Below are 14,455 nucleotides of genomic sequence, written 5' to 3'. Positions count from 1 at the left end.
CAGGTTTTCCTGGCATTATCGGCATTGAATATTGGTAAACCGGCCATCATATAATATACTATCCTAATTGAGTTTGGGAGGCTGTACCTATGAATTATGAATTTGAAATTACTACGATTAGCGATAGCTTACCCATTATGGAGGTGCAAGAGCGCTTTCAATGGATTCGGCAGCAGGGTTACCATATCTCAATTCATGAAGATAAAAGGCCAGACCTGGGTATAGATATGCTTTTTCTAGCTTTGGCAGGGAGTAAACCAGGTTTAGTTTTTCGTGACGAAGATATTAATCATATTTTTAAACATCAGTTAGCAGAACTATTAGCCGAACATATTTTAAATCATTGGGAAGCCAGATTAATTCAAAAAGAGATTCAACGTAGCTGTAGAAATATAACTGCTGGGGAAAAAAGTATTATCTTTAATAAGGCCAGTCAGTTTTTACGGCGTTCTAATGATAATGAAAGTTTAAATTTATTGATGAATTACGGCCGGAAAAATCGTATTTGTCATAAGGCTTTTGAACACATAAACCATAATTCACGGATAACCGTAGAAGGATTTATAAATTTCCGACTACCTGATTATCTTACTGAAGTCAGGTTTGCTGTTGAAATGGCTGTAGAAGAATTAATAAATGAAAAGGAGTATAATGATTTTATAACCCTGTTACGATATTTTGTCGATACCCAGATACCTAAGATTTATGAAGTTAATATTATGATGGGTAATGAGGGTGATTTCTATCTATGGGATGGTAATGGCATTGAGATAGAAGAAAAATACATGAGTTATTATTTAGATGATCTGCTTTTAAACGAAATTAATTTTGATGATATATTAATCAGCATCCTTATTACTATTGCACCACGAAGAATAATTCTCCATAATGTGCTGGAAATTATGACTTCAACGGCAGTTGAAACTATTAAAAAAGTGTTTAAGGAGAAAATTACTATATGTAATGGTTGTGAACGCTGTCGGCCTTATGCTAAAGATACCCGGCATCATTAAATAAGGGTGGGGTACTGTAAATTTTTAAGCCAGGGATAAATTCCTGGCTTTTTTGCTGGTGTATTTTCGCTAAAGGCCAATAAAATGGCGAGTTATTGCTAGCGCCAACAAAATTTGATATGCTCAGTAAGTAATCATGAAACAGGTGGTCATATGCTTTATCAGCTCATAGCTATACCGGTAATAAGTGCTCTAATAGGCTATATTACTAATATACTGGCCATTAAACTTTTATTTTGGCCCCAAAAGCCTGTAAACTTATTTTTTTTCACCTTACACGGTTTATTACCTAAGCGCCAGGAACAGATTGCTATTAGCATAGGAGAATTGGTTGAAGAGCAGCTACTTTCCCTGGACGAAATTATAGATCATATAAATACGCCGCCCATTCAGGCTAAGATAATGAACAACCTTAATACTGTATTAGGTGAAAAAATCGAAGCCGTGATACCCCGCATAGTGCCAGGTAAAGTGGTACAATTAATTAGGAATACTATGGAAAAATCACTCCGGCAGGAGGCTCCTGGTATTATCAACCAAACTATAGAATCGGGGCGGGAACATCTTAAACAGGATATACAGGTGAAAAAAATAGTCGAGGATAAGATTAGAGCCTTTGATTTAGACCAGCTTGAGGAGATGATTCGGGGAGTATCCTCAACGGAATTGAGATTTATTGAGTTATTGGGTGGTATATTGGGGTTTATCATCGGTATTATACAGGTGGGGATCCTGATATTGTTTCCTATACACTGAAAATTATAGGAGGTCTTTTTTATATGGTTACCATTGAATTAAAGGATGGAAGTAAGCGGGAATACCCGGAAGGGATTACCCTGTTGCAAGTTGCGGAGGGAATTAGCCGCAAATTAGCTAAAAATGTTTTGGTAGCTATTTTTAACGGTGACCTAACCGATTTAAATAAACCAATACATGAGAACGGCCAAGTCGAGTTCCTGGATTTTGATGATCCACGGGCAGCCCAGGTTTATCGGCATTCGACCGCCCATGTAATGGCTCAGGCAGTAAAGAGGTTGTGGCCGGATACTAAACTGGCCATCGGGCCTTCTATTGACAGGGGCTTTTATTATGATTTTGATAGTCCCCATACTTTTACTCCTGATGATTTTGTGCGTATAGAAGAAGAAATGAACCATATTATTGCGGCTGATTATCCTTTTATTAGAAAAGAGTTGAGCCGGGCAGAAGCCCAGGAGTTTTTTGCGGAACAGGGCGAAGATTTTAAAGTGGAATTAATAGAAGATCTGCCTGAGGATGCCACCATAAGCACTTATCAACAGGGTGAGTTTATTGACTTGTGTGCTGGACCGCATTTGCCTTCTACCGGCAAAGTTAAAGCAGCCAAGTTAATGAGCCTGGCGGGAGCATATTGGAGAGGAAACGAAAAGAATCCTATGCTGCAGCGTATATATGCTACCTCTTTTCCCAAAAAGTCTATGCTGGATGAATATTTGCATAAATTAGAAGAAGCAAAGAAACGTGACCACCGGCGTCTGGGGAAAGAGCTGGGCTTATTTGTGGTACTTGATGAAGGTCCAGGGTTTCCCTTTTTCCTTCCCAAAGGGATGATTTTACGTAATGAACTGGAAAACTTCTGGCGCGCAGAACATCATAAGGCTAAGTATAATGAGATTCGTACTCCCATTATACTTAACCGCCAGTTATGGGAAAGATCAGGTCACTGGGATCATTATCAGGAGAATATGTATTTTACTCGTATAGATGAACAGGATTTTGCAGTAAAACCCATGAATTGCCCGGGAGGGATTTTGGTTTACAAGCAAAACCTGCACAGCTACAAAGAACTTCCCCTACGTATTGGCGAACTGGGACTGGTTCACCGTCATGAACTTTCTGGTGTATTACATGGATTGATGCGGGTAAGAGCTTTTACTCAGGATGATGCCCATATTTTCATGTTACCGGACCAGATTATCGATGAAATAAAAGGGGTTATAGATCTGGTAGATAAATTCTACAATGTATTTGGTTTCTCTTACCATGTGGAGCTTTCCACCAAACCTGAAAAGGCTATGGGATCAGATGAGATTTGGGAAGTTGCCACCAACGCTCTTATCCAGGCTCTTAATGAGAAAGGTTTGGAATACCAGGTTAATGAGGGTGATGGTGCATTTTATGGCCCTAAAATAGATTTTCACCTGCAGGATTCTCTGGATCGCACCTGGCAGTGTGGAACTATTCAGCTCGATTTTCAAATGCCTGAAAAGTTTGATCTTACCTATATTGGAGAGGACGGAGAAAAGCACCGGCCAGTGATGATTCACCGGGTTATTTACGGTAGTATAGAGCGTTTTATTGGTATACTGACCGAACATTATGCTGGTGCATTTCCTGCCTGGTTAGCACCGGTGCAGGTGCGGGTACTGCCTATCACAGAAAGGCAGGCAAGCTATGCACAGCAAGTGGTTGATGAACTGGATAAGGCCGGTATCAGAGTAGAAATGGATGCTCGTAGTGAGAAAATAGGGTATAAGATCCGGGAAGGACAGCTACAAAAAATCCCCTATCTTCTTATTGTAGGGGATAAAGAGATTGACCAGGGAACTGTGGCTGTGCGTCGCCGCAAGCAGGGAGATATGGGAGCGATGCCTTTAGATGAGTTTATTAGTATGCTAAAGGAAGAAATAAGTACCAAGGCTATGGATTAATTGACCAGGATAAATTTAGGAGAAAACAACCAGGAGCCTTGTGGGACAAAAGGGAGATACTTTTGCCCCCAATGTTATTCTGTATGGGGATAGTAAGGGGATACAAATAGTACCGTTAATTATCTCCCTAATTAGGAATACCCCATTGCGCAGCTATTAGATATGTGCTATACTCGTAACGGTACTAAGTAGGAGCTTCGCTTCTCACCTTACAACTTCAAGTTCGTAAGGTATTCGTTGAGCAAGGTTTGCTTTGGCATTATTGCTAAAGCAAATTAACGGTATTTGAGAAGCGGGTTTTTTAAAAACTCGCTTTTTTTATTTATTCAGGAGGTGAACTGCTTATCAGCAAGGATTGGAGAGTCAATGAAGATATCCGGGTCAGGGAAATAAGGCTAGTAAGTGACGATGGGGAGCAACTGGGAATAGTACCTATACGTGAAGCTCTGGATATCGCAGCACAACGGGGATTGGATTTGGTGGAAGTAGCTCCATCGGCTAAGCCACCGGTGTGTCGGTTAATGGATTATGGGAAATTTAAGTTTGAGCAAAGTAAGCGGGAAAAAGAGGCCCGGAAGAAACAAAAAATCATCTCGGTTAAAGAGGTGAAAATGCGTCCTAATATCGATGAACATGATTTTCAGGTTAAGGCTAGAAATGCCCGGAAGTTTTTGGATGCTGGAGATAAAGTTAAAGTGACTATCATGTTTAGAGGCAGACAAATTACTCATCCTGAATTGGGTCAAAAACTGTCCTTGAAGCTGGTAGAGGAATTGTCTGATATTTCTGTAATGGAAAAGCCCCCCAAGATCGAGGGGAGAAACATGGTAAGTATTCTTGTACCAAAGATTGACAATGCAAAGGAGGAAGGCTAATGCCTAAGACCAAAACCCATAGAGGAGCCGCAAAAAGATTTAAGAAGACTGGCAGCGGTAAGATTAAACGTTCTAAAGCTTATGCCGGCCATCTGCTTGGCAGTAAAAGTCCCAAAAGAAAACGCAATTTGCGCAAGTTGGGCTTGGTAAGCGATGCAGAAGTAAAAAGGATTTCTAAGCTGATTCCTTATTAGAAAAAATCAATATTGTGATACAGGAGGTCAAAGACGATGCCTAGAATTAAACGTGGTGTCACTTCCCATAAAAGACATAAAAAAATATTAAAAATGGCCAAGGGTTACCGGGGAAGCAAATCTAAACTATATCGGGTTGCCAACGAACAGGTTATGAAATCCGGTCAGTATGCCTATATTCATAGAAAGTTAAAGAAAAGAGAATTCCGCAAGCTATGGATAGCCCGTATTAATGCTGCAGCTCGGGATAATGGCACTACTTATAGTAAAATGATTCACGGTTTGAAAGTAGCTGGAGTTGATATAGACCGTAAGGTTTTAGCTGAACTGGCGATAACTGATCCCGGTGGTTTTACCGAGTTAGCGGAAATAGCCAAGAAAAATTGTTAATAGAACTGTTAATAAAGTATGGCTTAAGCCATACTTTTTGCTTATGGAGTGAGATGATGTGAAGTATATAACCTCCCGGGATAACCAGCTGGTTAAGCATGCGTCCAGTTTAAAACTTAAAAAACATCGCCAGCAGGAAAAGATGTTTTTTATCGAAGGGGATAAGCTTCTGCAAGAAGCCTTACGCGACCAGGATGCCGTTGTAAGAATTTTTATAGATGAAAATGTTTTTCCCGACTTTGCAGGCGATTTACCAGCTGGTATAGAGTGTTGCGTCTTAAAAGCGGGTCTGATTAATTATATAAGTGATACTGATACTCCACCGGGTATGGGGGCAGTAGTTAAAATGCCCTCCTATAACTGGGAGCAATTTTACACTAAAGGGCACCTGCTTTATTTAGATCATCTTTCTGACCCAGGCAATTTAGGAACCATTATAAGGACGGCCTGGGCTTTAGGGGTAGAGGGAATTTTACTAAGCCCAGGTTGTGTGGATCCATTTAGCCCGAAAGTGGTACGGGCTAGTATGGGGGGGATATTTAATATGCCCCTTTATCATGTGGATGAAGGGCAAGTTGACCAGTTGATCGTCGATGGGTTTCGGTTCATTGGTGCTGCCGCTGCAGGTACGGCCACCAGTGTGTATGAAGCAGATCTTACTGGTAAGACGATTATTGCTATTGGTAGTGAGGCCAGAGGGTTAAGTCCCTCTACTATTAGCAGGTTACATAATATGGTTAAAATTCCAATAGAGAAAACCGTAGATTCTTTGAATGCAGGGGTTGCATGTGCTATAATTCTCGCAGAGGCCTGGCAGCAGAAAAGGGCTGTTCCTTGAACGGTTGGGCATGCTATGCTATAATTTTTTTAGTTCGGCCCTACATACCAATGGAAGGGTGGACCAGTCTATGCTAGAACAAGCTGATAGCCTTTGGCAGCTTTTTGAGAATTCCGGTTGCATCATATACTATTTGTTGTATAAGAGAATCATTACGCAATAGACATTAAATGCGATGAACGGGACAAGTATCTAATCTGGGAACTTAAGGGAGGCAGTATCATAGACTGGGAGTACTGCTAGGGAAAGGGTTAGCGAATTCACCCGGGAGCAGGGGATTGAAATCATTTATTGAAAGTAGATCTATCCGGAAGCCGCCGTTACCGGCCCTTAAGTGAGCTAGGCTGTATTTAGGTTTTGGGGTCTGGTTAATGAGGGTGGTACCGCGAATTTGACTTTCGTCCCTTGGGGAGGAAAGTCTTTTTATTTTCTGCTTAGGGAGTGAGTTAAATGCTGGATAAGCTAAAAGAAATTGAACAGAATGCCAGAAAAGCGCTGCATCAAATAAGTGATGTGGATGAATTAAATGACTTTAAAGTTAAGTTATTAGGGCGTAAAGGAGAAATCACCCTGCTGCTCAGGGGGTTAAAAGAATTGTCTGCTGAACAGCGGGCTGAGGTGGGCAAAGTAGCCAACCAGTTAAAAGGAGATTTAGAAAACCTAATTACCTCCCGTGCTGAAGAGATAAAGCAGCGGGAATTGGATCTTAGGTTGGCTAAAGAGGCTATTGACGTTACCCTGCCCGGGCAACCAATCTTAAGTGGGGGTAAACATCCTCTTAGCCTGGTATTGGAAGAAATGATTGATATATTTACCGGTATGGGCTTTGCGGTTGCCGAAGGGCCTGAGGTAGAGACTGATTATTATAATTTTGAAGCCTTGAATATACCAAAGAACCACCCGGCTCGGGATATGCAGGATTCATTCTACATAAGTGAAGAAGTTTTACTGCGTACGCATACTTCGCCGGTGCAGGTAAGAACTATGGAGAAATTAGCTCCCCAGGTTCCCGTAAAAATTATAGTGCCTGGTAGAGTATACCGCAAAGATGATGATGCTACTCATTCGCCTATGTTTAATCAGATCGAAGGACTTTTAATAGATCGCAATGTAACCTTTGCTAATCTGAAGGGAACCTTGATGCTTTTTGCCCAGAGGATTTTTGGGGAAGATGTGCGGGTTCGTTATCGGCCCAGTTTCTTTCCGTTTACTGAACCTAGTGCGGAAATGGATGTTTCCTGTGTAATGTGTAAAGGCAGCGGATGCCGGGTTTGTTCTAATACTGGTTGGTTAGAGGTTTTAGGAGGAGGAATGGTTCATCCGCGTGTCTTAGAACATGGTGGATATAACCCTGAGGAAGTTACCGGATTCGCCTTCGGGATAGGTATTGAGCGTATTACTATGCTTAAATACGGTATAAACGATTTGCGCCTCTTTTTTGGTAATGACAAACGTTTCTTAAAACAGTTTTAACATCCTTTCGGCAGGATGATTCCCCAAAGGATTTTTAGGAGGTAAAAAGATGAGTGTTTCTTTTAACTGGTTAAAGGAATACGTAGATATAGATTGGACGCCAGAGGAGTTAGCCCACCGTTTGACCATGGCGGGAATAGCAATCGAAGGGGTGGCGAAGATCGATGAGGATGTAGTTTTAGAGTTAGATCTTACTCCCAACCGGGGAGATTGTATGGGTCTTTTAAACCTGGCTCGGGAGGTTTCTGCTTTAAATGGAAAGCCTTTAAGGCTGCCGGCCATAAAACTAAAAGAAAACCAGGAAAATATCAAAGACTATATTAATGTAAAGATTGCTGCTCCTGACTTATGTCGTCGTTACGCAGCCCGATTGGTAAAAAATGTACAGATTAAACCGTCACCGGTATGGATGCAGGAAGCACTACTACATGCTGGTATCAGGCCGATTAACAATATAGTCGATATTACTAACTATGTCATGCTAGAGACTAATCAGCCCTTGCATGCTTTTGACTACGATTTGCTGGGGAATGAACCGAGAGAAATTCATGTGCGTACCGCCATGAAAAATGAGACCTTTACCACTCTGGATGGAGTTAAGCGGCAATTAGATGAACAGATGCTGGTGATCACCGACGGAGAGTGTCCAGTAGCACTAGCTGGAGTAATGGGTGGAGAAAACAGCGAAATTAACGATGGAACAGTTAATGTAATGCTGGAATCAGCTAATTTTGAGCCGGTTAGCATTAGAAAAACTTCACGCAAGCTGGGGCTACGCAGTGATTCCTCCATACGATTTGAAAAGGGAGTCGACCCTAATGGAGTAATTTTCGCTATTGATCGGGCCGCCGGCTTAATCCAGGAACTAGGTGGTGGCCAGGTGGTCAAGGGCGTTTTTGATGTTTATCCACAGCCCGGGGAACTTCGTGAGATAGTGCTCCGACCGGACAAGGTTAATACCATACTAGGTACCAGTATTACCACAGCGCAAATAAAGGAGTATATGCTCAGATTAGGTTTCGGGGTAAAAGAGAAGAAAAAACAACTATTGGTGACTGTACCCAGCTATCGTCCCGATATTGAAATAGAAGTCGACCTTATTGAAGAAGTAGCGCGCCTATATGGGTACAATTCTATTCCAGATGATCTGCCTTCCGGTCATACGACCCAGGGTGGGTTTAATAGTTTCCAGAAGTTCCGCCAGCAGGTAAAGGATACGGCTGCAAAAACTATGTATGAGGTAGTCAACTATAGTTTTATTAACCCACAATATTTTGACTGGTTAATGCTGCCGGCAGATAGTCTTTTGCGGAAAGTTGTAAAAATCGCTAATCCCCTTTCCGAAGATTACAGCGTAATGCGTACCTTGCTATTACCGGGATTATTACTAAATATTAGCCGTAATTTAGCTAAAAAGAATGACAGCCTGGCTTTTTTTGAACTTGGTTCGGTGTTCTACCCGACTGCTGCTATGCTGCCGGAGGAAAAATTAAAACTAGGTGTTGTTGTGGCGGGAAGCAGTGAGCATAACTGGCTCAAACGACAGACGAAAATGGATTTCTTTTTCTTAAAAGGGATACTGGAGAATATTTTAAGACAGCTAGGAGTACCGGAATGTGAGTACTTACCTGTTCAAGTATCCGGATATCATCCCGGAAGAACTGCTATGGTCAGATGCCAGGACCAGGAGGTGGGGGTAATAGGGGAAATTCATCCCCGAGTTTTAGACCAGTTTGAAATTAAAACTTCTGTCTGTGCATTTGAGGTGGATATTGAGACCCTTTACCAGATGGCAGGACAAAAAAAGATGCGGGAGAATATTACCCGTTATCCCTCCATTGAAAGGGATATAGCACTAATTCTTCCCGTGCAAATAGTTGCCGCCCAGGTAGATAAGGTAATTCGTTCTATTGATAGTCCTTTGCTACGGGAAGTAACCGTTTTTGACTTATATACTGGTGAACAGGTGCCGGCGGGGAAAAAGAGCATGGCATTTCGCCTGGTTTTCCGGTCGGATGAGCGCACATTAAAAGACCAGGATATTAACCCACTTATGGACAGTATCCTGGAAAACCTGCAGGATAAGGTCCAGGCCAGTTTGCGTTGAGATTAAGGACCCATACCTAACAGAAAAGGTTACCAAACAGGGCATACCGTAAAAAAGGGGGGCTACCCCATATTTTACGCGTATGCCTTTTTTATTAAATCTTTTTAAATCTTATAAAAAAGATCAAATGCCCGAAAAACCTTAATCAGTTGCGCAAAGTGTTATATAATAGAAACATAATTTGTGGGGGAGGTTTGCGCTTGTGGCTATAGCAGATATTAATGAGCAAAACCAGATAGAGATTAGGGTAGACGGGGTAGGAACTTATAATGTTCCTGCTGGAACTACTGCCGGAGCTTTGGCCGCTGTGATTCAGGAAAAAATATCCCAGCCAGTAATGGCCGTAATAATAAAAAACGAATTAATAGACTTATACCATGAGCTGGATCAATCTTGTGATTTGCAGATAGTAGGTATGGATAGTGAACCAGGGCTACAGATATACCGGCGTAGTGCTTCATTTTTACTGATTAAGGCTGCCCAGGATGTTTTCCCGGATCAAGCTTTAGTAATCAGACATTCTTTGTCTAATGGTTTATACTGTGAGTTTGCAGATTGGATTCCCAGTGAGCAGGAAATAAAATTATTGGAACAACGTATGCAGGAATTAGTTGAAAAGGATCTGCCTATCCGGAAAAAGACGGTTGACCGGGAGGAAGCCTGCCGTATCTTTAAACAGCAAGATAGGATAGATAAAGTTAACCTGTTAAAGTTCAGGTGTACAGAACAAAAACAAGAAGATATTTATGAACTAGATGGTTTCCACGAATATTTTTATGGGTATATGTTGCCACGTACCAGCATGACACCCATATTTCGTCTTCTACCTTACCCGCCGGGATTTATTATGCAAACCCCGGAAAAGGAAGCCCCAGAGACTTTAAGGCCCTATATTGCTCAACCTAAGCTGGCCAATGTTTTCCATGAAGCCAAAGAATGGTCTGATATGCTGGCTGTACCACATGTGGCTTCACTTAACCAGAGCATTATCCTAGGGGAGGTTAATGATATTATTCGGGTCAATGAGGCCCTGCATGAGAAAAAAATAGCCTTTATTGCCGATCAGATTTGTAAAAATCCCCAGGTAAGGCTGGTGTTAATTTCCGGGCCTTCTTCATCGGGTAAGACTACTTTTGCGCAACGTTTGCTTATCCAACTCAGGGTGAATGGGCGTAAACCGGTATCAATATCCCTGGATAACTATTTTATAGACCGGGATAAGACTCCCCTGGATGATAAGGGAGAATACGACTTCGAGGCTTTGGAAGCTCTAAAGCTAGATCTTTTTAACGAGCATTTACAGCGCTTGATAAATGGTGAGAAAGTAGAAATACCTATATATAATTTTAAGAAGGGTACTACTGAACCCCAGGGAATGCTTGTACGGGTGCCGGCCGGGGAACCTATCATTATTGAGGGGATTCACGGACTTAATGACCGGCTAACCTGGTTAATTCCGCCGGAACAAAAGTTCAAGATATATATTAGTGCTTTAACTCAGCTTAATATTGATAGTACTAACCGGATACCTACTACTGATTGCAGGTTAATTCGCCGGATGGTACGCGATGCCCGGACCAGGGGTTATGGTGCTTTATCTACTATCAAACGTTGGCCATCAGTTCGGGCCGGGGAAGAAAAAAATATTTTTCCCTTCCAGGAGCAAGCCGATGTTATGTTTAATTCCTCACTAGTTTACGAGTTATCGATTTTAAAGGGATTTGTTCAGCCCTTGCTGGAAGAAATCGGACCGGAAAATCCCGAATATATGGAGGCTCAGAGATTACTCTCTTTCCTAAGCTATTTCCGTACTGCTCCAGTAGAACAGGTTCCCCCAAATTCGATTTTACGTGAATTTGTAGGTGGAAGTTGGTTTAAAAACTAAAACTAAAAAACAATATAAACTTTAAGAACCAGGAATATAATTCCTGGTTCTTTTTTGGTACGCCCGGCATAGGCGCAGTCTAACGGTTGGAAGTTCCTAGCCCGGGTTGATAGTGCCAAGTACATAGCCAAGGGCAAGGGTATCCACCGCGAGGTGGAATCACCCTACGGGTACAGGCTGAAGGAAGCCGGAGGTAAACTTTGGCCGCCGTATACCGAACGGTACCTACGGTGCGGGAGGCCGGTCGTTCAAATAATGGATGGCCTCCTACCCGATTGTTCCGATGGGAAACAAAAAAGATCCTTCTGTCCTACCAAAAAACAGGTAATTGGGAGAACCCAAGGCAATAAAACGAAATGGCCCCCTTTTTAGCAGGCATTGGAAAAGGGTTCAAGGTCATGCTAAACTCAAATTAAATGGAACAGGTATTGAGGAGAGTGTTTTATGAAAGGGAAAATTATGGTTGTGGATGATGAAGAATCTCTGGTAAGACTCATTACTTACAACCTGAATAAAGAAGGGTATAGCACAGTTTGGGCCTATGATGGCAATGAGGCCTGGAAAAAAATAAAAGAAGAAAATCCCGATTTAATTATATTAGATCTCATGTTACCTGGTAAGGATGGTTTGGAGATTTGCCGGGAACTCCGATCGGAAAACAATCAAATCCCGATTATTATGTTAACCGCCAAAGACGATGAGATTGATAAGGTAGTAGGGCTGGAACTGGGAGCAGATGACTATGTTACTAAACCATTTAGCGTAAGAGAGCTGCTAGCTCGAATCAAGGCGGTTTTACGCCGGTTACCGGAGATAAAATTACCGGATCTGAAAGAGGAAGCAGTTCATCAAGGTCGGTTTACTATTTACCCGCAGCGATATGAAATATTTAAAGATAACCAATTGCTGGAATTAACCTTGAAGGAATACGAATTATTTGACATTTTGTTGCGCAACCAGGGGAAGGTGCTAAAACGTGATTATTTGCTGGAAGTGCTGTGGGATTATGCTGATAGCGTGAACACCAGGGTTTTAGATGTGCATATAAGTAAACTCAGGGATAAGATTGAGGATGATACTAAAAATCCCCATTATATAAAGACTGTTAGAGGACTAGGTTATAAGTTTGAGAATGACTATAATGCGTAGCTCGTTTCGCTGGCGCTTGACCGGGACTTTCCTGATTTTAATAGCTACAGTTTTAGTGGTAACTGGCATCATCCTGTCGCTGTGGTTTAAAAACTACTACCTGGACCAGATACGGTCCAACCTGGCTTATGAGGCAGTACTGGTAGCTGACATGACCAGGTTTAATCAGGGTCAAGCCAATGCCGGGTTTTTACAGGAAATAACTGATAAGGCTGCCCTTCATACCGATAGCAGGATAACCATTGTAGATAGCCAGGGAAAGGTACTGGCAGACTCGCAATTTGATCCGTCTAATATGGGATTTCACCACACCAGACCGGAGATACACCAAGCTTTACAAGGTAAACAAGGGGCAGATATTCGTCGTAGCGATACAGCCGACATCCGCATGTTATATGTTGCGGTTCCTTTTGATAATGGTTATGTTAAAGGGGCAGTGAGGCTGGCCAAACCTATTCAGCAAGTAGAGGCACTATATAAAAATGTTCTGATCATTCTTTTAATGGCCATATTCATAACCGGATTAGTAGCATGTATCATCAGTATAGCAGTAGCAGAGCGTTTTTCCCGACCTTTGCAGGAAGTAACTGAAGCGGTAGGGGATATGGCCCGGGGTAATTTTAAATGCCGGGTTTCCTACCAGCATGATGATGAGTTAGGGGTGCTGGCAGAAGCAGTGAATAATATGGCCGGTTATTTGGATGACAATATAAAAGAAATGGCAGAGGTTAATAACCGCTTGGAAATCCTGCTTACTAATACTATAAACGGTATTCTCATGGTCGGTTCTGATAGCCGGGTTACCTATGCTAATCCTATGGCTTTAGAACTCCTTAATGCTGATGGCAATTATGCGGGCAAAAAACATGTCGAATTTATCGGCAACTACCATCTGATAGAGTTAATAGATCGGGTAAAAGCTAGATGCCGACCTATTCGCCAGGAGGTTATACTGCAGCATCTAAATACAGAGCGGGTAGTTGAAGTTAATGCTGTTCCTATTCTTAACCGTGAAAAAGACATCCTGGAAGGGGTACTGGTGGTACTTAACGATATAACCGAAATAAAAAAACTGGAACGGATACGCAAAGACTTTGTGGCTAATGTTTCCCACGAGTTAAAAACTCCTGTAGCTACTATTAGTGGATTTGCCGAAACCTTAACGGAAGAAAGCCGGGGATCAAATACTAATGTTCAGGAGTTTTCTAAGATCATATATGATGAAGCACAGCGCCTCAATCGGATTATCAATCGACTGTTAGAGCTTTCCCGCCTGGAATCGGAAAAGCCATTTCTCAATTTAAAGCCGGTGGATCTGAAACACCTAATATTAGCCAACATTGACCTGGTAAAGCAGCAAAATAAAAGTGAACAGCTTTATATAACTACCGAATTACCTGTTCAGGAGGTAATTATCGAAACAGATAGCGATTTAATTATTCAGGTATTGGCAAACCTGCTGGACAATGCTATAAAATACACGCCGGAACCGAAATATATAACAATACGCTTACAGGAAGAACCTGATCAAGTAATAATTAGTGTCGAAGATAATGGGGAAGGAATTCCTGAAGCAGAGGCAAGCCGGATATTTGAAAGGTTTTACCGGCTGGATAAGGCTCGTTCCCGAAAGACGGGTGGGACTGGTCTGGGGTTGGCTATTGTTAAACATCTGGTGGACAATCTCAGCGGGCAGGTCGGGGTTGACAGCCCACCAGGGGGAGGGTCCCGGTTTTTCTTTACTATTCCCCGAAATCTTAAAAAGTAGTGGCTTATACAGATATTTTACATTTCTAAAACAAAATCTTTAAACCGCGTAACTGGTAGCTTAACACACAGAT

12 protein-coding genes and 2 other annotated features are annotated in these 14,455 nt (G+C 42.0%); all 12 genes read left to right on the top strand.

All coding sequences use genetic code 11. The features are described 5' to 3' along the window. Positions 1–89 precede the first annotated feature (89 nt). The 12 genes from ytxC (at position 90) to pnpS (ending at position 14,382) form a co-directional block, all read left to right on the top strand. On the top strand, positions 90–1,013 hold the full coding sequence (gene ytxC, locus ACZ5Q0_RS01515; protein WP_446819826.1) for a sporulation protein YtxC: 924 nt from the start codon (positions 90–92) through the stop codon (positions 1,011–1,013). A 153-nt stretch (positions 1,014–1,166) separates the two neighbouring features. Next, complete coding sequence (locus ACZ5Q0_RS01510) at positions 1,167–1,769, top strand: DUF445 domain-containing protein (protein WP_446819827.1); 603 nt, start codon at positions 1,167–1,169, stop codon at positions 1,767–1,769. Between the two features lie 23 nt (positions 1,770–1,792). Further along, positions 1,793–3,703, top strand: a complete 1,911-nt coding sequence (thrS, locus tag ACZ5Q0_RS01505) for a threonine--tRNA ligase (RefSeq protein WP_446819829.1) — start codon at positions 1,793–1,795, stop codon at positions 3,701–3,703. A gap of 180 nt (positions 3,704–3,883) precedes the next feature. Beyond that, positions 3,884–4,030 (top strand) — a sequence feature (ribosomal protein L20 leader region). Positions 4,031–4,047: 17 nt separating this feature from the next. Continuing rightward, positions 4,048–4,578, top strand: a complete 531-nt coding sequence (infC, locus tag ACZ5Q0_RS01500; RefSeq protein WP_446820737.1) for a translation initiation factor IF-3 — start codon at positions 4,048–4,050, stop codon at positions 4,576–4,578. After that, positions 4,578–4,772 carry a 50S ribosomal protein L35 gene (rpmI, locus tag ACZ5Q0_RS01495; RefSeq protein ID WP_446819830.1) on the top strand — a complete coding sequence of 65 codons (195 nt, stop codon included), beginning with the start codon at positions 4,578–4,580 and terminating at the stop codon, positions 4,770–4,772. The genes infC and rpmI overlap by 1 nt, the downstream gene beginning before the upstream one ends. 36 nt (positions 4,773–4,808) lie before the next feature. Next, positions 4,809–5,162 (top strand): 50S ribosomal protein L20, encoded by a 354-nt coding sequence (rplT, locus tag ACZ5Q0_RS01490; RefSeq protein ID WP_446819831.1) that lies wholly within the window; start codon positions 4,809–4,811, stop codon positions 5,160–5,162. A 58-nt stretch (positions 5,163–5,220) separates the two neighbouring features. Then, positions 5,221–6,000 (top strand): TrmH family RNA methyltransferase, encoded by a 780-nt coding sequence (locus ACZ5Q0_RS01485; protein ID WP_446819832.1) that lies wholly within the window; start codon positions 5,221–5,223, stop codon positions 5,998–6,000. Between the two features lie 166 nt (positions 6,001–6,166). Continuing rightward, positions 6,167–6,409 (top strand) — a binding site (T-box leader). A gap of 41 nt (positions 6,410–6,450) precedes the next feature. Beyond that, complete coding sequence (gene pheS, locus ACZ5Q0_RS01480) at positions 6,451–7,473, top strand: phenylalanine--tRNA ligase subunit alpha (protein ID WP_446819833.1); 1,023 nt, start codon at positions 6,451–6,453, stop codon at positions 7,471–7,473. A gap of 49 nt (positions 7,474–7,522) precedes the next feature. Beyond that, a complete protein-coding gene (gene pheT, locus ACZ5Q0_RS01475; RefSeq protein ID WP_446819835.1) occupies positions 7,523–9,580 on the top strand; it encodes a phenylalanine--tRNA ligase subunit beta in 2,058 nt (685 codons plus the stop codon). Positions 9,581–9,782: 202 nt separating this feature from the next. Then, positions 9,783–11,465 carry a uridine kinase family protein gene (locus ACZ5Q0_RS01470; protein ID WP_446819836.1) on the top strand — a complete coding sequence of 561 codons (1,683 nt, stop codon included), beginning with the start codon at positions 9,783–9,785 and terminating at the stop codon, positions 11,463–11,465. Positions 11,466–11,909: 444 nt separating this feature from the next. Further along, a complete protein-coding gene (locus tag ACZ5Q0_RS01465; protein WP_446819838.1) occupies positions 11,910–12,614 on the top strand; it encodes a response regulator transcription factor in 705 nt (234 codons plus the stop codon). Continuing rightward, a complete protein-coding gene (gene pnpS, locus ACZ5Q0_RS01460; protein ID WP_446819839.1) occupies positions 12,607–14,382 on the top strand; it encodes a two-component system histidine kinase PnpS in 1,776 nt (591 codons plus the stop codon). The genes ACZ5Q0_RS01465 and pnpS overlap by 8 nt, the downstream gene beginning before the upstream one ends. Positions 14,383–14,455 lie beyond the last annotated feature (73 nt).

The sequence above is a fragment of the Syntrophomonas erecta subsp. sporosyntropha genome (assembly GCF_055395365.1).
The sequence above is the reverse complement of the archived record's forward strand: the minus strand, read 5'-3'. Positions and strand labels throughout refer to the sequence as shown.

Coding starts and splice junctions, on each gene's coding strand:
- ytxC (WP_446819826.1), top strand. CDS start 90: ATGAATTATGAATTTGAAATTACTACGATTAGCGATAGCTTACCCATT.
- ACZ5Q0_RS01510 (WP_446819827.1), top strand. CDS start 1,167: ATGCTTTATCAGCTCATAGCTATACCGGTAATAAGTGCTCTAATAGGC.
- thrS (WP_446819829.1), top strand. CDS start 1,793: ATGGTTACCATTGAATTAAAGGATGGAAGTAAGCGGGAATACCCGGAA.
- rpmI (WP_446819830.1), top strand. CDS start 4,578: ATGCCTAAGACCAAAACCCATAGAGGAGCCGCAAAAAGATTTAAGAAG.
- rplT (WP_446819831.1), top strand. CDS start 4,809: ATGCCTAGAATTAAACGTGGTGTCACTTCCCATAAAAGACATAAAAAA.
- pheS (WP_446819833.1), top strand. CDS start 6,451: ATGCTGGATAAGCTAAAAGAAATTGAACAGAATGCCAGAAAAGCGCTG.
- pheT (WP_446819835.1), top strand. CDS start 7,523: ATGAGTGTTTCTTTTAACTGGTTAAAGGAATACGTAGATATAGATTGG.
- ACZ5Q0_RS01465 (WP_446819838.1), top strand. CDS start 11,910: ATGAAAGGGAAAATTATGGTTGTGGATGATGAAGAATCTCTGGTAAGA.
- pnpS (WP_446819839.1), top strand. CDS start 12,607: ATGCGTAGCTCGTTTCGCTGGCGCTTGACCGGGACTTTCCTGATTTTA.